The sequence below is a fragment of the Arcanobacterium haemolyticum DSM 20595 genome (assembly GCF_000092365.1).
Lineage (GTDB): Bacteria > Actinomycetota > Actinomycetes > Actinomycetales > Actinomycetaceae > Arcanobacterium > Arcanobacterium haemolyticum.
The window spans coordinates 522,485-542,208 of the sequence record NC_014218.1 but is presented as its reverse complement, the minus strand read 5'-3'; the positions used below and the strand labels follow the sequence as shown (position 1 = coordinate 542,208).

The window sequence follows — 19,724 nt, the reverse complement described above, 5'->3', positions numbered from 1 at the left end:
TAGAAGATTTAGGTCCTAATCTGCGGATAAACAACCCGTTGCCTGATCAAACTCCACCAGCGCGTCCAACCCAACCTGCCCCGGCGCGGAAACCTCGCCCAAGAAGCTAAACGTAGCCGGCGCCGCGACTACGAACAGTCGCATTCTCATCAGCTCCATCAAGGAACTGTTCAAACCACTCCAGCAGTTCACCTTGCATCTGACGCAAGCTAGCAACAATCTCGTCGGCACCTGGCGTCACCCGAAAATCATGGCTTGATAACACTACCGGAACCCCCGCTTCGAAAGCGCTCAACACCACCCGGCGAGGTTGCTCCAAGCTATACTCCACGTCAAGCAGATCCGCCGCCTTGGCCTCCAAGACCGCGAGCGCCACTGCCCGCAACGGTGCGGGCTTTGTGCGCAAGCTCGGATGCATTCTTGCCCATCAAGGGCACGATAACAGCTGCCCGCTCTCCACCCAGTTCAATGCTTCCGGCATGCACCTCCATCTGCGACATTTCAGCCCCGTCCGCAACCGATTCAGCGGGAGGCCGAAACGCGCCCCTGGGCGCAGAAAAGGTGAGGACAGAGGTCAATACCCTGTTTGATTCGGGGACTTTGCGCGCGGTTGGCCCCGCACGCTGACCTTCCCAACACTTGTAGAGATCGGGAGCCCCCCAACCCCCGCATCACGCTTTCGACGTTGCCGCGTGTTCGGCAAAAGCCACGCAGTTGAGCAACTTTGAGGTTCCGCACCTTCGCGGCGACAGCAGCCAACGTGTGGGCTCGTCAATACGTGTAGACCCGAGGTTCTTGCCACCATCGGTCATCATCGAGCGCGCTCTGGCGCGAGTGGCAGGGTTTGTACAGGCTTCGCAGGTTCTCAAAGTTGTGGGTTCCGCCGTGTTCGAGCGGGAGAACGTGGTGGACTTCCTGCACGGGTGTGTAGCGACCAGCTTCAAGGCAGTCTTCGCAAAGCGGATGGGCGACGACGTAGGCGGCACGAATCTTGCGCCACCGGGAGCCGTAGCGACGGTTGATCTTCGGGTCACGCTGATACTTACGATACCGCGCGTCTTCCGTCTTCGCGTGCTGCTCGCAGTAGCGTTCGTGGGTGAGCTCAGGGCAGCCGGGATGGGAGCACGGGGACACTGGTTTGACCGGCATCGCTGGCTCCTTCCCGGACATGGTGAAGCCCCAAGTTCCGGGGGCTAGTTCACACTCGCACAGACCCCCTTAGGTCGAAACGCGCACCTACCGCGCGGACGTCATGGCAACGAGCACCAGATCACCGGACCTCCAGCGAGCCAACGAACAACCCCAGAAACGACAAAACCCCTGCTCAACAGGGGTTCAAGGGCTCACGCGGCTTTTATCATTTTTGACGTCTTTGTTTCGATATAAATACACTTCACCTGCCTCCTTATATGAGCCAAGGAGATGTTTGAGCGCGTCGAGGTTGGCACCGACGATATAGAGGTTCTCCGAATCCTTCCAGCTGACCGTTATGCGCAAGATCTGGCACCACAACCGTTTGAGTTTCCGTCGAAGTCAAGTACGTCGCATATGATTTTCCAAGGAATTTGAGCTCGTACCCTTCCTTAGTAACGCTAACGTCACCTTTCGTGAGGCTCTCTTGGAACTGGTCGAACATGAATGCGCCATTCTTGTCGAAATACTCCGGCAGTGCAGAGCAGATCCGTTCAATTTAAAAGTCGTTGGGAGTGACTGTTTCGTTGTGCTCGCGTGCATCACGGATCACTGTGCGGTCTCCTGTCCGTTCGGGAGATTTCTTCCCGAGTATCTCTCCGATTAAAGGAGGTTCAGATACAGATAACATTCTAAATAACGCTACCAGATTTCTGTTCTAGAAAATTATAGTAGAACACTTCTATTTTTCTTAGGACTTCCACGTTGAATCCACACTCTATTCCATTACATGCGAGGTTCTACTTTACAACATGTAGACCTGTTATCGAAGACGAGGTCTCGATCGTCGTCGTTATAGGAAGCGAAACCAAACCCTGCTCACAATTCCCTTCAACCGTATTCAAATCGGCCATCATCAGTGAATGAACGCTGCTAAGTGGAAAACTCATCGCATCAGCGATAGTACGAAACCCAGTCTTTCTACTGACAAGAGAATCCAGAACAACGGAAAAGACGCGTGACTTCTCTAACTCATCCGACTCTCTGGTTCTGCGGATTTGAGCCCTTGTCTGCTCAACTCAACGCACATCTTTCGATACGCCCAATCAGTCAAAAGCCCGGACCTATGCAACGCATGAACTGTAGCAAAGGCCGACAAACCAAACGCACCCTTATACGTCATAATCTGTTTTAGATCCGGATTCTTAACGCAATATTCATACTGCGCCACACGAGGAAATAGAAACTCCGTTGCAAAACCATTAAATGAAGGAATACCCAGAGAAGGAAGCGAGAATTTACTCTTGATCCATGTCATTAGTCCAATGCCTAATTTTGCATGGGCAAGGCTGGCTTTTCTTTCTTTTGCCGGCGTACCACGATACGAACGAAATTCAACACTGTGACGGTCTAATTCCGGAAGCAACTCCCCTAAGAAAAACTTCTCTGGGAAATTCAACGTGCTCGCAATCATCGTGAGCTTGTTAAGAGGAGCCCCAGAACGTTCGTAGTTAGTAGCCGTTCGCAAAGTAACATCAATCGACTTAGCAAAGTCAGTTTTAGATAACGTACGTAACTGACGAGCCAAAGTGATTCGTTCTGCTAACAACAATTCAGTCACCTAGCGGAATAATTTCGAATTCGATATCTCCGCCACCGACATCGATTGGTTTCGTATTTTCTTCGTACTCGAACCGACAAGGTTCAAGGATAATCCGCTCTTTCCAACCTGTAAATCTTCCGGCTGCTACGCCTTCAGGGAGAGAAATTTCTGCGCGGATCTCATCTTCATCTCGATAGTAAAGTAGCACCCACACATCGAATGAATCATCTAGCCCGATGCTTACAATCTGCAGTTGCTCATCAATACCGACAATCGGTTCTTGCGTAGAATAAAGTTCACTACTAACTGGTCCTTGCTTCCGCCGCGCATTGGGACCCTGCTCAAGATCCGCCCCATTTAATCCAGTCTCAGACGTTCCAGCTACAAAACTTAAGATGATTCCGCGCTTTTTATTCTCGAGCAACGGTTTCAGTTTTTCATCTTTAATCGACCAAGTTTCGTTTCCTAGCTGAACTAAATTTTGTCTTGCGACCGCCATCGTTTCCATCCATCTAGCTAAACCAGCAGCAGTCTTGGGGTAGAAGGAATTTATATTTTTACCCGCCAATTCACCTGCTTCTAGAGCTTCTCTAATGATTTATTCCGGAATATCTAACTCTAAAAGTCTTCCAGATGCGCTACTTGGTGATTCCGCAAATTCCTGGTTTTCATCGCGATAAACTCGTTCTAGATTATCGGTCATAGCAACACCAGCAACTCTCATTTTTGTGCTTAAAAGAGGAAAACCTTATATTGATCGTACGCCATTCCCGTTCGTCCTGGTAAGTAGATTCAGGGTCCCTATATTCACAAAAACTTCCTGAAAACAGGATGCACCATTCTTCTAGCGCACACGTTGAAACACACGGCTTCAACTCGAATAAAAATTTTATGCAACTTTTCTGATAACCGTTACCTTAACTTCTTTACCGCGCTAATCTGACCTTGCACTTGAGAACTACCCTATCTCCTCCTCCACACGAAGAACGTCCCCCTCGTTAAAAATCAATGTTTTTTGATTCTTGTGGTCACTCCCCCACAACATCCACGCCGCGCATCTCCACCGGCACACCACGTGATTCGATGCTCACGCCGGTTACCGCTACGCCTTTGAACACGTCTGCTGGCAACGGCACGCGAATCGTGGAGATCAAGTACTCGCCGTTGCTTGCTTCGGTTTTCATACTAGCGAGCGCCTTCCCCACTGCCGGATCAATTGCGGAAAGTTCCTTGCTCCATTGTTGCCCGTTCGCCAGAGTGAGAGTGAGGGTTACAATGGGGCCAGCTCCTTGCGCATCGTGCCCTGCGGGTAGGATGTGTAGCGCAACTTCTTGGGCGTTATCAATATGAGTATCCGCGTGTGCTCCCGTGGTATGCATCAGCTGAGAAACTGGTGTTATCACACCGTTTTCAGGTTCTGGGCATATATCTTTGCGTTCTGTGGGAACCATTGGATCCACATGGCCACATAGAGTCGCTTCTTTTCCGGGTATTCCAGTGAAGGACGACGCCGGTATCCGCGTCACGTTTTCCCCTTGCGTTGCAACAAGCCAGCGGACGTCAGTTCCGGCGTATGTAGCTGGTATTGGGGCGTGTGCCTTTAACGGAATGGAAGTTTCTGCGCCACGAATGGTTGCATCGAACCAATCGATGGCTGAGTTGATTAGGAGCTTTTCGTGGTCAGCTGAGCTTGGGCATGCTATGACACTACATGCTTTGCGGTCATCAGCTTCTTTAGTTTGTAGCTGGCGATTGATGAACATGTGGCCGTATCCGGGGATTTGAACACTGACGATCGGTGTTTTCCGCTTTTGTTGAACATGTTCGGTTAGCCACCAGTTAGCGGCCCGCTCCACGTCTCCATCTTCATCACCATTGACAAGGAATGTTGGCATATCAGGGCCTGCTGGATCGATGTCTGTAATATCTTTAGCGTTGTATGATCCACCGTATCCCATGGCTGACATAAGTTTATCTTTCCCGAAAAGATGTTGGGCGGCATCAACCATCATTGCGGAACGTGAGTGGAATACCAGACCTACCTGGTCAAAGTCGAGTGTAGCTTTGTAATCCGATCCTAGATCTTTTGATCCAGACGCCCCAGCGGCAATTCGATCGCGCAACTTCTTCACAATCGCAGTCCACATATCTTTTTGCGAATACGGTTTCGATTCGTCGCCACTCACCCATAACGGCGTGAGGTCCGGGATGAGTACGGCATATCCACGTTCGGCAAGTGCCTCCCCGAAGTAAGCCATGCCTTGATCGAAACGCGTTCCTTCTTTTTTGCCTTTACACGGAAAAGCAAACATGGCATCGGCACAGTTTGGTGCGCGTAGATGGGAAAATAGGATGAGTGGAGCGGCCTTGCCTGCTTCGGGTGTACCCTCTGGAGTCACAAGTACCCCACGCACCGGTGCCACGAACCCGTTCATCTTCACATTACCGACGTCCAGTTGTGTCACGCGCACCTTGCCATCGTGAGTAATTTCGTGGCTCACCGGTGCGAGTTTCCGGTTTGGATCCGCGTGTGGCCCGGTAAGTTCGGAAGTTTCCGTTCCTGTTTTGTTGTTCGACGCCGGTGGTGGAGTTGCGTCCGTACAACCAGCGAGTGCCAATGCTACGTTAGCGATTGAGGCTGTTACCAGGGCCAATATACGTCGATTGCTTTTCATAGTGCTGATGATACTCGCACACAGTGCAGGGGAAAAGTATCTGGGGAGAGCAGAGCGTGTGAGGCTCTGCTCTCCCCAGATTTATTGAACTTTCTTAGCTCTAAATTACGGTTCAGTTCTTAGCCGATGATTTAGCCACGAGTCAACTTGCGATAGGTGGATGCTCCTGGGCGAGCAGCGTCTTCACCCAAACGTGCGATCTTGTTCTTTTCGTATGCTTCGAAGTTACCTTCGAACCAGTACCAGTTGGATGGGTTCTCTTCGGTACCTTCGTAGGCCAAGATGTGCGTTGCCACACGATCAAGGAACCAACGATCGTGGGTGATAACCACGGAGCAGCCGGCGAAATCAAGGAGCGCGTTTTCCAGCGAGCTCAAAGTTTCCACGTCCAAATCGTTGGTAGGTTCGTCAAGAAGGATCAAGTTTCCGCCTTGCTTGAGAGTCAACGCAAGGTTCAAACGGTTGCGTTCACCGCCGGAAAGAACGCCGGCCTTCTTCTGCTGATCGGCACCCTTGAAGCCGAACGCAGAAACGTAGGCGCGCGACGGCATTTCAACGTTGCCAACCTGGATGTAATCGAGGCCGTCAGAGACTACTTCCCAAAGAGTCTTTTCCGGATCGATACCGCCACGGTTCTGATCAACGTAGGAGAGCTTCACGGTTTCACCGATCTTCAAGCTGCCTTCGTCTAGTGGTTCCAAACCAACGATGGTTTTAAACAGCGTTGTTTTACCAACACCGTTCGGGCCGATAATGCCCACAATACCGTTACGTGGCAAGGTGAAGGAAAGGTTATCGATGAGCACTCGCTCCCCGAAGCCCTTCTTAATATCCTTGGCTTCCAACACAACGTTACCGAGGCGTGGCCCTGGTGGAATCTGGATTTCTTCGAAGTCCAACTTACGGGTGCGATCGGCTTCCGCAGCCATTTCTTCGTAGCGAGCCAAACGAGCTTTCGACTTAGCTTGGCGGCCCTTAGCCGACGAACGAACCCAATCGAGTTCTTCCGCAAGGCGCTTCTTGAGCTTCGCGTCCTTCTTGCCCTGAACTTCCAAACGTTCCTGCTTCTTCTCCAAGTAGGTGGAGTAGTTGCCTTCGTATGGGTACAGGTGGCCGCGATCCACTTCAGCAATCCACTGAGCAACGTGATCGAGGAAGTAACGATCGTGGGTAACGGCGATAACGGCGCCTGGGTACTTAGCCAAGTGCTGTTCCAGCCACAACACGGATTCAGCATCCAGGTGGTTGGTAGGTTCATCAAGAAGCAACAGATCTGGTGCTTCCAGAAGTAGCTTACACAGTGCAACACGGCGGCGTTCACCACCGGAAAGCACGTTGACTGGGCTGTCAGCTGGCGGGCACTGGAGTGCTTCCATTGCCTGCTCTAGCTGGGCATCAATATCCCAGCCGTTGGCAGCATCGATTTCAGTCTGAAGCGTACCCATTTCTTCCATGAGAGCATCGAAATCGGCATCTGGTTCAGCCATTTCCATACCGATTTCATTGAAACGGTGAACCTTGGAGATCAGATCTCCAACGCCTTCCTGCACGTTTTCCAGAACGGTTTTTTCTTCGTTGAGTGGTGGCTCCTGCATCAAAATGCCAACGGAGTAGCCTGCGCTCAGGCGTGCCTCACCGTTAGACGGTTCATCAAGCCCTGCCATAATCTTCAAGATTGTGGATTTTCCGGCACCGTTAGGGCCGACCATACCAATCTTGGCACCTGGGTAGAACGACATCGTAACGTCGTCAAGAATCAGCTTGTCCCCGACTTTCTTGCGGGCACGCACCATATTGTAAATAAACTCAGCCACGTTTCTCCAATAGCTAGCAAATGGAACTGGTTAACCACCATCAACCTTAATCGACTTTATCCCTTAGGCTCAACAATTCTGCTACCTTTTTGCTCACGCCATAACCGCATCAAGCACTCCAGCCGGATCGTCGCTTTCTTCGCCTGGCTCATGATCCATCGCCGTCAGTTCATCGTCAACTCCAGTTGCGAACTGACGCTCGACGTCGTCGTCCACCGGCCCCTGATAAATCGTGGGCTCCCCTGGGACTCGCGGTAATGGCACGTTGGAAACTTTCGTAAACGCGGCGGTACCGGTACTTAAATCAATTCCCAGACTATCTGCGATAATCACATTTTCAGACCGCGAAATTCCCTGTTTATCTTGATATTCGCGCACACTGAGCCTGCCACGCACGAGCACCGGAGTTCCCTTCCCAACGCAACTTGCGACATTCGCCGCAAGACTTCCGTACGTTCGCACCGCATACCAGCTGGTTGGGCCGTCGCGAAACTCGCCTTGCGATTTGACGTAGTAGCGCGGCGTCACGCCCACCCGCAACACTGCGGTGCGATGTGTGGTTACCTCCCCCGATTCACTATCTACCGAGTTTGTGAATACGGTTGGCTGCCCGCCTGCAAAACCCCTGATCGTAATTGTTGTTTCGTTGGACATGGTATCTCCCTTCAAAGAGACGTTTTTACCTTACGTTTCCATTGTGGGAGGGAGAACGACGACGTTGCAGTGCGCTTTTAAAATCTGTGGAAAACCCTGTTTTTCAGGTGACTTGTGGACAAACTTTTCTCACATCACGTGAAGGTTTCCAAGGCAATGCGTGTGGTCTTATGCTTGATTAAAACCTCCGCAGGGGCCTCCACCATTTCTTCGTCTACCACAGCAGAAAGGGCTTGGTGTACATCATGTTCATATTGGGTTGCCAGTTGTTCGGCTTGCCACCGTAAATCAATCGTGGCGTATGCGTAGAGAGCGCCACCGATAAGTAAGCCGGAAAGAATCATCCCCAGGCGCCACACGATTGACGTGTACGGAAGCCCGATCGCACCCAGTGTTATTCCTGTAGCAGATACAAGCACAGCAATAGCGGATAAAATCCAGGCCTTCGTGCGTACGATCTGAGGAGGTTCAATGGATCGTACTGCTACTCCCGTGGAGTTACGAATTCGTTCGGCGCTTGCCACGCACGATTCAGCTGCCTGCTGCCAAATGTATGGTAATCCGCGCCGCACCGTATTAATCCAGCTATCACGGATGGCAACAGACATGGATTGGCCGAGCTTTTCAGGTTGGACGTATGCAGTAGCTAATAGTGATTGGCCAGCGTTACGGATAGATTCCGTGGCCGCTCCAACACCACTAGCACCAGCGATTCGTGAGATCATATCATCGCGTTCTTTACCGCGGAGATCAGATTCTTCGTTGCCAACGTTAACCCGCAAACGGCGGCCAATCGCATCCAACTCTGCGGCTGCCGTGGTAGCTGCGATGGATGGCTTATCCATGGCAGTCCTGATCGTATCGCGTAACACCTCTATTCCGTCTCCAAGAAGCGCAGAGGTGGTCACGATCGGTACATCAGGTAGGCCATCTTTGGCAAGCAATGCGCGCACATCGTTAATCAGCAGGTCACGATGCGATTTACGTACCGTATCAATCTGATTAATCACCACAACCATGGCATCTGAACGATCGGACAACTGTTCTAGATAGGACGCGTGAAGAACCTGATCTGCATATTTCTGCGGATCAAGTACCCAGATAAGAACATCAATCATCGGCAAAAGTCTGGCAACTTCCAAGGAATGCTTCACTGCGATCGAATCATGATCTGGCAGATCAACAAGAACAAGCCGTTCGAAAGTTGAAACACCTTCGTTAAGTTCCGATGTGTGGTTAATCCGGCGATCATGATCAACTGCAAGGTAGTCCAGGAGAGCCGTAGCATCCACCCCGTAAACACATGCGGCTGCACGTTCCGTTGTGGGCCGGATATCACCAGAATCTGCAAATTCTAAACCTGTAATCGCGTTGAACAGAGAGGATTTACCCGAACCAGTACCACCCACAAGTGCAACAACAGTCACGTCAAGGCCTAAGTTCATCCGTTCCTGCGTACGGCTCAGATCATCTTGTGCTCGGGCAGAAACGAAAGGATCAAAGAACTGCCCGCCTGCAGCTACTGCCTCTTGGAGATTCTTCAAACGGGTAGCAACAGCTTCTGCGCCTTGCAGGCGCTGTGATTGGCGTTCGTTCATCACGTATCTTTCTTCCCTCGTTCGTTACCTCATGAATGTGCCAAGTATTCACTTGCCCGCAACCGCAACGTGGCGGCATCAGACATGTGAACACTATCAGCAGCATCAACAAAAATATCCGTCAATTCAGTTAACGCTTGGTCCACACGTTCCAGCAAGGCTACTCGAACATCTTGAACTCGCGCTTCTAAACCTGCTGAACGCGCGGCAGAAACAGCACCTGAAATTCCACCCGCGGCACAGCCAAGCAACGCCGCCACACCAGATTCAGAAAGCCAAGGATTATCATGAACCTTCACAGCCACCTGCGAAAGATCGTTCTTCCACGCGGTTGCGGCATGCTCAACAATCGCATCCGTATCCATTACAGTACGCACACGCGCCAAAAGATCTTCAGTATTGACGATGTCCTTCATCCACGCATCTTCAGCATTATGGCTTGCTGTAACCAAAGCTTGGGTGAGAGCAACCTTCACAGCTGTATACAGCACATCAAACGTTGCCGTAGTGGCGTTATCACGCGCCACCCGGTGCCGATCAAAAAAACGAGGCCGCGAACGCGTTACCATCCCGGCAAGAACACCACCCGTAGACGCAAACGATAGCCAAGATGCTGTTGGAGCCCCTTGTCCAAAGCGGCCATGAGTGATGTTTGTACGCAACTTCTCCAAAGGAACCTGCGCACTTTCAATCGCTTTATCTTTCAAATCTTGGCGCGCATGCTCTTGCACCTCAAGCGCATCTGCCAAAGTCAACAGGCTTCCACGCAGACCAGGGAGAGTTGCACGCGTAGTACGTTCGATCAACGATTCCCCCATACGAGTTTCAGCAATCGTTTCCAACCAAGATCGGAGCCCAACCACGCATTCTTCCGGCAATAGCCCTTCATGCGCTCCCTGATCAGGAACAACAAATAAAGGAGCGTCCTGCAAGCCCAAATCCCGCATTCGGCGTGCCAAATCCGCACGCACATTCTGTAACACCCGATCAGATACACGGTCAAGAACAACCGCACACGTTATACCCCGATTGTGAGCGTCTTTGAGCGTGTTCCATGCTAAGGCATCACCATAGCGCGCCGCCGTCGTCACAAAAACCCACAAATCTGCCGCATCCAACAAACGTGCAGACAACTCACGGTTCGAATCATCAATCGAATCCAAATCAGGAGCATCCACAATCACAACCCCAGGAATCGCAGAAGGAACCAACGCCTGATCCCCCATCTGCAACAACGCGTGATCTTCCATCGCAGAAGCATCGTCGGGGTGAGTCAGCACCATCGGGACTCGCGTTGTTGGGCGCAATACCGAAGCTTCAGACACGTTGGCACGCACAAGCGAATTCACAAGCGTAGATTTTCCTGCGCCAGATGAACCGCCAAACACAATCACCGTAGGCAAACGCCGCGCACGAACATGAGGCAAAATACGAGACTCTAGCTGAGTTAACAACTGTCGGCGCGATTCTTCCATTGCAAAAGAACCCGGCATCTCCAGCGGTAAAGATGCATCACGAAGGGCATCGATAGTGCGTTGAACAAGGTCGGCAAGAGTATTGCGAGAAAAAACGTCGGAAGTCACTCTTCCATTAGAGCGTATTTCACCAATATTTTCGGTATCAACACGTAAAAAAGTCATTCTGTGACCCTCCTAAAACAAAAGCGATGTCGTAAAAGTAAAAGTTTCGTGTAAGATTCTGTGCGTGCGCCTCGATAGCTCAATGGATAGAGCAACAGACTTCTAATCTGTAGGTTTCGGGTTCGAGTCCCGATCGGGGTACTGAAATATCTGTATAACCGCTTCGCCGTCTGGCTTGGTATCCTTAGATGGTGAGTAATTTTTCTGCCCAAAATACGCCAATCGTTTGGATCGATTGTGAAATGACCGGCTTGGATCTAGAGAAGGATGCGCTCGTTGAGATCGCAATCGTTGTCACAGATGCCGAGCTTAACCCACTTGATAACGGACTCGATATTGTTATCAAGCCACCTGAAGAAGCGGCTGCGAACATGGATTCCTTCGTTCGCAATATGCACACCACCACTGGCCTGATTAAACGCTGGGAAACTGGAACAACAATCGAAGACGCTGAAAAACAATGCATCGATTACATTAAACGTTTCGTTCCTGAAATTCGGAAGGCTCCACTTGGCGGTAATTCTGTAGGAACTGATCGCACATTTTTAGCTCGCGATATGCCAACTTTGGTGGACCACCTTCACTACCGGATTGTTGACGTCTCTTCGATTAAAGAACTAGCGAAGCGTTGGTTCCCGCGTGCCTACTTTGCTGCCCCGGAAAAGACCGGCAACCACCAGGCACTTGGTGATATCTACGATTCGATTGACGAACTGCGCTACTACCGCAGTGTGCTCTGGCCAGAAGACGATGGGCCTTCCACCGATGAGGCAAAGGAAAAGGCCGCACAGATTAAAGCTGATTTAACAGTCGATCGGGCACAGCGCGCCCACGACGCCCTGTAATTTCCGCTGATTCTGCCAGTTCCTCAGGTTTTGCTGGTTTCGCACTTCGAAGAAGCTTCCCAGCATCTAAAGCCAGCACCAAAAAGCGCCCTGGTGATCAAGAGTGCCGTATATGGCCTCGCTGTTCACTAGGGCGCTTTTTTAGAACCAAAACTAAGGGGTAAAGGCCAAAACCAGGGGGGTAAAGGCCAAAACAAGATCCAATTCAGGATCGCCATCAGTTCTAACCATAAAAAATTCCCGCGATACCGAAATATCGCGGGAATCTGGTGGGGTGGCTGACGGGGCTTGAACCCGCGACCCCCTGGACCACAACCAGGTGCTCTACCACTGAGCTACAGCCACCATTATTGCGCTGCAACGAAGAAAAACTATACAGATTTTCTTGCTCCAGCGCTAATTATTTGAGAGCATTTGGTGCGTGATTACGATCACGAACTAGCTCGGCTTTGCAAGGGCAGTAATTTTTCCCCTACAACTCTTACGATTTGGCACGCACGCCCGCCAGAACCAGTCCCCCAAAAAACAGCTCCCGCCTCTATCACATGTCAACGCGCATCTGAATGGCGTCAGCGAACATGTTGAGGTTAGCTTCGCTCTGGCTGAGGTAGAGCGAGCCGTCGATGAGGGAGATTTCTACAACATAGAATTCTTCTTTGGAGCTTTCATCACCGCGAACAATATCTACGCGGTTGAACAGTAGCAGTTCGTCCTTGCCGTTCACGTCTTTAATGTGACTGTGCAGGGCCTTGCGGATGCGTTCACCCCAACGCCAGGTTTCTTCGGTGGCGTGTGATGCGCGAACAACTTCTTCAACCACTCCGGCTTCACGTGCACTACGGAAGCGCGGGTGAAGCATTGCTTCCTTCTCTACCTGATAGGCCGGGAGGCCGTTGAGGTAGACCAGCGAGGTTTCTCCCTGGCGGTCAATTTCTTCCAGGTAGCGTTGCACCATAACGGTGCGCCCGCGGGAGAGTTCATACATGGCGTGTTCAACAGCTTCGCCACGCTGCTGAGCGTCGATTGCCGAGTAGCGGCCGGTTCCACGGCCACCGGATGCCACGGCTGGCTTCACAACGAAATCGCCAGCTGCTGGGAAACGGGAGTGAATTTGTTGCTTGGACAGGCCTTGTTCCGGTTCAAGCCACATGGTTGGAATGGTTGGCAGGCCATATTTTTCGAGGGCTTTAAGGTAGTGCTTGTCAGAGTTCCAGGCGATGGTTGGAGCCGAGTTGAGCACGCGCGGGAGCGATGCAGACCACTGGAGGAATTCGTCGCGATATTTTGCGTAGTCGCGGACGGAACGAATGATAACCGTTCCGGCTTCTTCCCAGTTCACAGACGGATCATTCCAGACAGCAATACGAGGTTCTAGACCACGTTCACGGAGGGCGTCCGGCAGGTTCCGCTCGTCAGTATCTAGGTTCGGAAGTTCTTCCGAGGTTGCCAGAGTCACGATTGGTGCAGACACACTTACCGCCTTTTCTTTCACAGGTTTTGGTTCTTTATGGCTATTTTGGAGAGTTTTCATCTTGAGGTTTCCCAAAAATGCCTAATCGCATCTAGTCTAACCGTTCTCCTTTAAGTTCGCCTTACTTCGGTGACAGTTACCATATTCACCACGTTTGCCGGTAAACTTGAGGAGTATTTCTATACCGGTATTTTCCGTTTTATCTGCAAGGGGTTTTATATGAATTGGTGGGAAATTTTCGGCTGGGCTGGTTCGGTTCTCGTGGTTGTTTCGCTATGGGTTCCGAGCGTATGGCGCTTCCGTATCCTGAACCTTTCTGGTTCCTTGATTGCAACGATTTACAATATTTATTTCGGAATTTGGCCTTACGCCGCGATGAATGGCGTGATTGTTGGTATCGATGCGTATTGGATTGCGCGCCTTTCGCGTAAGGGGACGACGACGGAGCGTGGTTACGCCGTCGTTGCCGCTTCACCGTCAGATGCTCTAGTTCAGCATTTCATTTCCCGCAATGCTGCGGATATCGCAACTAGCTACCCTCATTTTTCCGCCAGCAAGCTGGAGGGAACTTACGTCCAGTTCATCATGCATGAGGATGAGATCGTTGGATTGTTTGCCATGTCTCAGCAGGGATCTGTTGGCTCTATCGTGATTGATTATGTGACTCCTCGTTTCCGTGATCTTGGCCCTGGCCGCTACATATATACACACATCACGATGTTCGCCAAGGCGGGAATTTCTGAAGTTCGTATCAGCCCAGCTGAAACTGCGGATCCTGCATACTTCTCTAAGCTCGGCTTTACGGAGGATTCAGGTTACTTGATTCGGACGATCTGATTCTTTTGCACACTACCGCAATAGGGTGCGCGTGATCACACTAAAATTTGATGTAAATAATTTGCCCAAGGTGATGCGGACGCGCTACAGTATTACCTGTTGCGCACCGCTAGCTCAACTGGCAGAGCATCTGACTCTTAATCAGAGGGTTCTGGGTTCAAGTCCCAGGCGGTGTACGGAGAAAAATTCTTAGATATTATCGGAGGATTTTGACTCTCAGGAATGAAAATTCTTGATGAGCACCGCTAGCTCAACTGGCAGAGCATCTGACTCTTAATCAGAGGGTTCTGGGTTCAAGTCCCAGGCGGTGTACAATAGAAAAGATCCGCAGGTTTTAACTAACCTGCGGATCTTTTTCGTTAACGTTAAATACTTCACCGCACCCTTGGGCCTCACTGCGCCCCTGAGCCTCACCCCCAAAATAAGCGGCTATCCGTACAGCAGGGCTCTATAGCACACTCCTGTACAGATAGCCGCCAAAGTAGCGCCGTATTACTACAGGTGTTAGAACCGAATCGCATCGATCGGACGCATACGCACCGCAACCGTTGCTGGAATAATTCCGCACAATGCACCCACACCGGCCGAAATAATCACGCCCAGCAACGCCGCCTGCATCGGGTAAGCAACGTTTTCAGCCACCATTCCCAATTCGCCAGGTAGGAAGCTGGCCGATACTAGTTGAGGAACTACTCGGATGGTAAATACAGAGAGTATGACTCCAACGAATCCAGCAACAGTTGTTGCCACCACGGATTCAAGGAATACTGAGAAGAACACACGTTTGGCAGATGCTCCAACGGCACGCCTGATGCCGATTTCACGTACGCGAGTTTTCACGGTCACGATACTCATGGTTAAGAGCCCCAGAGCTCCCAAAGCAATCACCATTCCGCCGATCACGGCAACAGCTGTTTCTAGTACTTTAGCGTTGTTAGCGCTTTGTTCGGCATATCCTTCATCCCAGAAAGCATCAACTCGATACTTGTCCCCAAGGATTGATCCGAGAACTGCCTGACTAACGTCTTTAGCGATTTCTTCCTGTCCTTTTGGCGCAAGGAAGAGCATAGTTGGGTAATCGCCGTGTCCGCTTTTCGGGAAGATAAAAGGTTGAGCGTCGGCAGGAATGTAGATTGATGCCATTTGGCCTTGGACCACATTTTTGATAACCCCAACAACCGTTACTGCCGTGCGATGATCTTTAGATAGCCACATACGCGGGTGGGTTGCTAGCGCAGGACGCCCAATAGTTTCCCATGCGGATTCATTGATGACCACTGGATTCATATTCAACGTGGCATCTTTTTCTGTCAGTAACCTACCCGCCACAAGATCGTGTGCATGGAGAGCGAAATAGGCCGGGTCAACGGCTTCTACCTCTGGATGTTCTCCAGGGCACTGCTTCTCGTAGATCGCCGGGCACGGATTGAAATATGGTGCATCGATTGATTCCAGGCTAGGTGTGGCTCGGGTTGTCCATACGGTCAGTTTTAATCGGCGTGCTGTTTCTTTCACCGCGTCACGGAATTTTTTAAATTCCTGTTGTTGTTCGTTTGATGGGCTGCTTTTTAACGGATTGCCTGCAGATTCTTCACCTTCTGAGCTATTCTTTGCCACAGTGAGTGTGACCGTGCCGGGTTGCCCACCCCAGTGAGCCATCGTTTGCTGGTTCGATGCGCTCACGATGCTTCCAAGCGCAATAACGGTAGACATGGCCCATACAGCAGCTCCCACACCGATTAATGAAAGAATCACGCGGGCTTTATTGATTTTGACTTCTTCCCACGCTTCGATGAGCGCTCCAATAAAGTTATGGATCACGTTAGATCCTCCTCTACCTTGTTGTCGCTCATTGCATGTTGCCGGCGTCCAGGCACACCGATAAAGGCATCGTTCGCTTTTTCCACGTCATGCAAAACCCCATCAGAAATCTGATATACACGGTTAGCACGTTGGGCGATCACCATATCGTGGCTGATCACGATGAGCGCCGCATTGTTCCGTAACGCCGCGCTTTCTAGCACGTCCATCACAAGCCGTCCAGTTTCTGGATCGAGAGCACCGGTAGGTTCATCGGCCAAGATCAAGCGTGGTTGGCGCACAAGTGCTCGCGCAATTGCCACACGTTGTTGTTCACCGCCAGAAAGCTGGCTTGGCATGGCATCCAGCCGGTCTCCTAACCCAACAGATTCGAGGATTTTTGCTGCACGATCTCGTCTGCTAAACAGTGCACGCCCAGAGTTGTAGAGCAACGGAACTTCAACGTTGTTTAGCACAGTGCGTGTGGGAAACAGGTTGAATTGTTGGAATACGAATCCTACTGAGTTTCCACGCAGTCGCGATCGCTGGGTATCGTTAAGTTCCAGCACGTCCTTGCCATCCCACGTGTAGGTTCCAGAGGTTGGCTGGTCTAGCAACCCAACAATATTGAGAAGTGTGGATTTTCCGGTTCCTGAATGACCAACGATAGAGATGTGTTCGCCGGCTTCTACATCCAGATTGGTTCCGCGTAGGATGTGCAGATCTTCCCCGTTGGGGAGCTGAACATCGCGCGTGATGTCGCGTAAAGAGAGCATTGTTACCCCCGGAAACCAGAATCATTCGGAGCATCCTTTTGCTCGTCGTTCTTGGTTTGTGGCGTGAATTCGAGGACTTCAGTATCTTCTTTTAAGCCTTCAGTAATCACGATCATTTGCCCATCGTTGATGCCGAGTTTTACGATCAGTTCCTGTGGTTTCTGTTGCCCGTTGGCTGCTGGAACGTAGACTTTTCCTTCGCGGAATCGGCCTTCAACTGCGGTAAGCGGGAGCAGGAGTGCATTGGTTGCGCTTTCACCAGTGATGCGGAGTTTTGCTTTGATTCCGTCAAATACGGTTTGTCCTGCTGGAATATCGCAGACGAGTTGTGGGGACGACGTTTGTGCTTCCCCTTCGTGTTTGTCTCCCCCGGATTTAGTGGTTGTTGTGTGGAGGTTCGTGCACATGAATGGCGCTGGCCCGTTGGCGATTGATACTTCGGCTTCCTTGGGGATTGATTGCAGTGCATACAACTGATCTGGGGTTACTGAAACGGATGCATAGAAGGAATCAGGAGCGATTGTACCGATTGAATCGTTGATTGCCACGCGTTGTTTGAGGATAGCATCGAGTGTCAGGGTGCCAGTTGCTGGAGCTACTATATTGTTGTAGGAGACGACGCTGCGGGTTTGGGGCGCTGAGGGTGTTGCGGATTCGTCGTCTGATTCGGATCCTGTGGCGGGAGGTTCGGTAACCTCCGTCGTCGTCTTTATTTGAAGAATCGGCGCGCCTTTTTCAATTTTTGCCCCGTCTTCTACGAAGAAGTGAACGATTTCGCCTTCCGCAGTAGATTTCACGGATTTGGAGGCGTTACGAATCAGGGTTGCGTCAAATTCAGTATCGTTTTTGATATCGCCACGCGTTGGAGTAACGGTTGGCATCACGAATTCGCCTCCGCCTACTAGCGGTTCGTGTGTTTTTTGCGATGGAAAGAACGCAAATTTGATCATCGCTACGGCGATCACTGTAGTAATAATCAAACGTAGTATTGTGAAAATCAGTTTTCGGGTTGGGTGCGCATCCATGTCAGAAAATCTCCAGGGCTGTAATCGAACAACGTGTGCCACGAATATCCAGACCGGCAACGTTACCGGAGACACCCAAGAGTTTCGGTGTCACGAACATTTCGACAGCTTACCGCTGATTTTACACAGATTTTCTGAAAATGATACAAAAATTATTCAAACGTTACGTTGTATTCAACGGAAACGACGACGCCGGAGTGCCTGTGCGCCCACTCCCCCAAGAAGGAGTGCGGCACCGCCAAGCGCTACGTCAGAGATCTGCATACCAGTGTCAGCCAGAACTTCCAACGGTTCATAGTTTGTTAGATTGGAAGCAGGCTCCAGAACGGCGGAATCCACCATACGAGGCAATGACTTCGAGCGTCCTATCGCACGGCCTGGATGCGGGATGTGCAATGGCTTAGCAGGATTGGCTGGCAAGACTTTTATTGGGTTAACGTCGATTCGAGGAGCGGAATCTTCTTGATTGGCGCTCTTGGGAACATACACTGGGCCGGCGATCTCGATTGTTGGCGGCTTTCCAACAACGGGCATACCTTGCGGCACGCCTGTTGATGGTTCGTCACCATCCGGAATAGTGTTGTGAGGCCGTTCTCTCACAGTAAAAGCTGTACCGCCTTCCACGATATGGAGCTGTTCTTTGAGAGTTGCAATCTTTTCTTGCGTTGCATGGAGATCGTTAAGCGCTTTCGCCAGAGCGGCTTTCGCAGATGCGAGGCGTGCCTGGGCACGAGTGAGCCGTTTTTCGATCACTTCCGTTTTCTCAGAAGCGATGCGCTCTTCCTCAGCTGCCTGCGTGCAGGAATCAACACTTGCTTTAATTCGGGCCATTGCCGCATCGTGGCGGGCTTGCGCTTGCGCCACATCGTTGTTCGCACGGTCAAGATCACGGGATGTAAATGCTAAGTTATCTTCCAGTTGGTTGCGTACTCGCTCGAGATTATCTCGTAGGTGAATCATCTGAGCAAGCAAAGCACGTGCTTGCTCTTGTTCTGTACGTGCGTTAGCTAGTTCTTCATTAGCCTGTGCCTTTGTCGCTTGAGCGACTTCAAGAACAGCTCTGTTGTTATCACGTTCCGCAGAAATCGTTGCTAAAACTGTGGCTACTCGCTTTACACGTGTTTCTAACTCGTCAATCATTTCGCGTTGAGCTTGTTCGAGTTCTTGCGCATCCTGAAGTTCTGCGATCTGCGCATCTTCTCCCATGTTCTGAATGGTTGCACGATCCACTTCTGGCTCAATCTGGGTAGCCGAACCGTTCTTACCTGAGGCCTGAAGATTCCCACTTGAGGGAAGTAGGCCTGTTCCCACTACGGCAAGCAGGATAACTGGAACTGAAACGATTTTATTTGCTGCCACGTTAGCGAGGGTACGAAGCGGTCCCAGATTACGTCAAGCAATTTTTCAGAATTAACGCAGAACGTTGGAGACTTCACAAGAGATTTCGGGCAAATGTCTCACGGGACCCACGTCCTAATGCTCAGTTAAGGGCTTCATGTTGCCAAAAGTTGCCTTGCTTAGAAAAGTATTTTTAGGGACACCTCAGCTTTCTTCTCACTAGAATGATGGTCAAGAAAATGGCACGAGTCACACGGATGTGGCACTCACTCCCCCACGATCAAAGGTGTAATTATGTGGGCTATCAGTGGTTTTGCAGACGAAATTTCTCACGATCTTACCGAGCAGATCAGCCTGCTTACATCGCTTCACATTTCCTTGAGTTCCGGAGCGCGTGGGGTACGAAGCTGGATCTAGATTCTGCACAGCTAGAGGAAGCGAAAGAGTTCCTTTCCGCCGCGGAACGCGCTAGCGGAAAAATCGGTATCTGTTTCCAGAATCGTTACAACGTACCTAG

The 19,724-nt window shown here is 50.9% G+C and carries 17 protein-coding genes and 4 tRNA genes; 6 read left to right on the top strand and 15 right to left on the bottom strand.

The features are described 5' to 3' along the window. Positions 1-106: 106 nt before the first annotated feature. The 9 genes from ARCH_RS09575 to ARCH_RS02315 form a co-directional block, all read right to left on the bottom strand. Entirely contained in the window at positions 107-418 is a 312-nt protein-coding gene (locus ARCH_RS09575) for a type I 3-dehydroquinate dehydratase (protein ID WP_081440740.1), read from the bottom strand. 353 nt (positions 419-771) lie between these two features. Beyond that, positions 772-1,149 (bottom strand): HNH endonuclease, encoded by a 378-nt coding sequence (locus tag ARCH_RS09570; RefSeq protein WP_013169706.1) that lies wholly within the window; start codon positions 1,147-1,149, stop codon positions 772-774. A 1,009-nt stretch (positions 1,150-2,158) separates the two neighbouring features. Continuing rightward, complete coding sequence (locus ARCH_RS02345; protein ID WP_013169705.1) at positions 2,159-2,752, bottom strand: transcriptional regulator; 594 nt, start codon at positions 2,750-2,752, stop codon at positions 2,159-2,161. Next, positions 2,745-3,242 carry a hypothetical protein gene (locus ARCH_RS02340; RefSeq protein WP_145961619.1) on the bottom strand — a complete coding sequence of 166 codons (498 nt, stop codon included), beginning with the start codon at positions 3,240-3,242 and terminating at the stop codon, positions 2,745-2,747. Before ARCH_RS02340 ends, ARCH_RS02345 begins: the two co-directional genes overlap by 8 nt. A gap of 520 nt (positions 3,243-3,762) precedes the next feature. Beyond that, the gene (locus ARCH_RS02335) at positions 3,763-5,409 is read right to left on the bottom strand and encodes an alpha/beta hydrolase (protein WP_013169704.1); all 1,647 of its coding nucleotides are present in this window, start codon (positions 5,407-5,409) and stop codon (positions 3,763-3,765) included. A 131-nt stretch (positions 5,410-5,540) separates the two neighbouring features. Then, entirely contained in the window at positions 5,541-7,223 is a 1,683-nt protein-coding gene (gene ettA / locus ARCH_RS02330) for an energy-dependent translational throttle protein EttA (protein ID WP_013169703.1), read from the bottom strand. Positions 7,224-7,316: 93 nt separating this feature from the next. Beyond that, the gene (locus tag ARCH_RS09255; protein WP_013169702.1) at positions 7,317-7,877 is read right to left on the bottom strand and encodes a single-stranded DNA-binding protein; all 561 of its coding nucleotides are present in this window, start codon (positions 7,875-7,877) and stop codon (positions 7,317-7,319) included. A gap of 134 nt (positions 7,878-8,011) precedes the next feature. Continuing rightward, a complete protein-coding gene (locus ARCH_RS02320; protein WP_049765797.1) occupies positions 8,012-9,475 on the bottom strand; it encodes a GTP-binding protein in 1,464 nt (487 codons plus the stop codon). 29 nt (positions 9,476-9,504) lie between these two features. Next, a complete protein-coding gene (locus ARCH_RS02315) occupies positions 9,505-11,058 on the bottom strand; it encodes a GTPase (protein ID WP_187286515.1) in 1,554 nt (517 codons plus the stop codon). 125 nt (positions 11,059-11,183) lie between these two features. Here ARCH_RS02315 and ARCH_RS02310 point away from each other — a divergent pair. Next, positions 11,184-11,256: transfer RNA gene (locus tag ARCH_RS02310), tRNA-Arg, on the top strand. A gap of 47 nt (positions 11,257-11,303) precedes the next feature. Then, complete coding sequence (gene orn, locus ARCH_RS02305) at positions 11,304-11,960, top strand: oligoribonuclease (protein WP_013169699.1); 657 nt, start codon at positions 11,304-11,306, stop codon at positions 11,958-11,960. 270 nt (positions 11,961-12,230) lie between these two features. On the opposite strand, the gene ARCH_RS02300 is transcribed toward orn, so the two are convergent. After that, positions 12,231-12,305 (bottom strand) — tRNA-His (locus tag ARCH_RS02300). Between the two features lie 196 nt (positions 12,306-12,501). After that, positions 12,502-13,431, bottom strand: a complete 930-nt coding sequence (locus ARCH_RS02295; protein WP_041640677.1) for an ATP-grasp domain-containing protein — start codon at positions 13,429-13,431, stop codon at positions 12,502-12,504. 219 nt (positions 13,432-13,650) lie between these two features. On the opposite strand from ARCH_RS02295, the gene ARCH_RS02290 reads away from it, so the two are divergent. The 3 genes from ARCH_RS02290 (at position 13,651) to ARCH_RS02280 (ending at position 14,580) form a co-directional block, all read left to right on the top strand. Beyond that, positions 13,651-14,268, top strand: coding sequence for an N-acetyltransferase (locus ARCH_RS02290; protein WP_013169697.1), 618 nt, complete (start codon positions 13,651-13,653; stop codon positions 14,266-14,268). A 103-nt stretch (positions 14,269-14,371) separates the two neighbouring features. Further along, a tRNA-Lys gene (locus ARCH_RS02285) sits at positions 14,372-14,444 on the top strand. Positions 14,445-14,507: 63 nt separating this feature from the next. Next, positions 14,508-14,580: transfer RNA gene (locus ARCH_RS02280), tRNA-Lys, on the top strand. A 192-nt stretch (positions 14,581-14,772) separates the two neighbouring features. On the opposite strand, the gene ARCH_RS02275 is transcribed toward ARCH_RS02280, so the two are convergent. The 4 genes from ARCH_RS02275 to ARCH_RS02260 all read right to left on the bottom strand — a co-directional run bounded on the left by ARCH_RS02275 (position 14,773) and on the right by ARCH_RS02260 (position 19,228). Next, complete coding sequence (locus ARCH_RS02275) at positions 14,773-16,089, bottom strand: ABC transporter permease (protein WP_013169696.1); 1,317 nt, start codon at positions 16,087-16,089, stop codon at positions 14,773-14,775. Beyond that, positions 16,086-16,844 carry an ABC transporter ATP-binding protein gene (locus ARCH_RS02270; protein WP_013169695.1) on the bottom strand — a complete coding sequence of 253 codons (759 nt, stop codon included), beginning with the start codon at positions 16,842-16,844 and terminating at the stop codon, positions 16,086-16,088. Before ARCH_RS02270 ends, ARCH_RS02275 begins: the two co-directional genes overlap by 4 nt. Positions 16,845-16,846: 2 nt before the next feature. After that, the gene (locus tag ARCH_RS02265; RefSeq protein ID WP_013169694.1) at positions 16,847-17,869 is read right to left on the bottom strand and encodes an efflux RND transporter periplasmic adaptor subunit; all 1,023 of its coding nucleotides are present in this window, start codon (positions 17,867-17,869) and stop codon (positions 16,847-16,849) included. Between the two features lie 174 nt (positions 17,870-18,043). Further along, complete coding sequence (locus ARCH_RS02260; protein WP_013169693.1) at positions 18,044-19,228, bottom strand: hypothetical protein; 1,185 nt, start codon at positions 19,226-19,228, stop codon at positions 18,044-18,046. A gap of 273 nt (positions 19,229-19,501) precedes the next feature. Between ARCH_RS02260 and ARCH_RS10265 the strand changes: the two genes are divergently transcribed. After that, a complete protein-coding gene (locus ARCH_RS10265; protein WP_261974470.1) occupies positions 19,502-19,624 on the top strand; it encodes a hypothetical protein in 123 nt (40 codons plus the stop codon). The last annotated feature ends 100 nt before the right edge of the window (positions 19,625-19,724 follow it).

Excerpts from the sequence above, each read along its gene's own strand:
- ARCH_RS02335 (WP_013169704.1), bottom strand. The coding sequence starts at position 5,409 with ATGAAAAGCAATCGACGTATATTGGCCCTGGTAACAGCCTCAATCGCT.
- ARCH_RS02290 (WP_013169697.1), top strand. The coding sequence starts at position 13,651 with ATGAATTGGTGGGAAATTTTCGGCTGGGCTGGTTCGGTTCTCGTGGTT.
- ARCH_RS02270 (WP_013169695.1), bottom strand. The coding sequence starts at position 16,844 with ATGCTCTCTTTACGCGACATCACGCGCGATGTTCAGCTCCCCAACGGG.
- ARCH_RS02265 (WP_013169694.1), bottom strand. The coding sequence starts at position 17,869 with ATGGATGCGCACCCAACCCGAAAACTGATTTTCACAATACTACGTTTG.
- orn (WP_013169699.1), top strand. The coding sequence starts at position 11,304 with ATGGTGAGTAATTTTTCTGCCCAAAATACGCCAATCGTTTGGATCGAT.
- ARCH_RS02320 (WP_049765797.1), bottom strand. The coding sequence starts at position 9,475 with ATGAACGAACGCCAATCACAGCGCCTGCAAGGCGCAGAAGCTGTTGCT.
- ARCH_RS10265 (WP_261974470.1), top strand. The coding sequence starts at position 19,502 with ATGTGGGCTATCAGTGGTTTTGCAGACGAAATTTCTCACGATCTTACC.
- ARCH_RS09570 (WP_013169706.1), bottom strand. The coding sequence starts at position 1,149 with ATGCCGGTCAAACCAGTGTCCCCGTGCTCCCATCCCGGCTGCCCTGAG.
- ARCH_RS09575 (WP_081440740.1), bottom strand. The coding sequence starts at position 418 with ATGCATCCGAGCTTGCGCACAAAGCCCGCACCGTTGCGGGCAGTGGCG.
- ARCH_RS02340 (WP_145961619.1), bottom strand. The coding sequence starts at position 3,242 with ATGGAAACGATGGCGGTCGCAAGACAAAATTTAGTTCAGCTAGGAAAC.
- ARCH_RS09255 (WP_013169702.1), bottom strand. The coding sequence starts at position 7,877 with ATGTCCAACGAAACAACAATTACGATCAGGGGTTTTGCAGGCGGGCAG.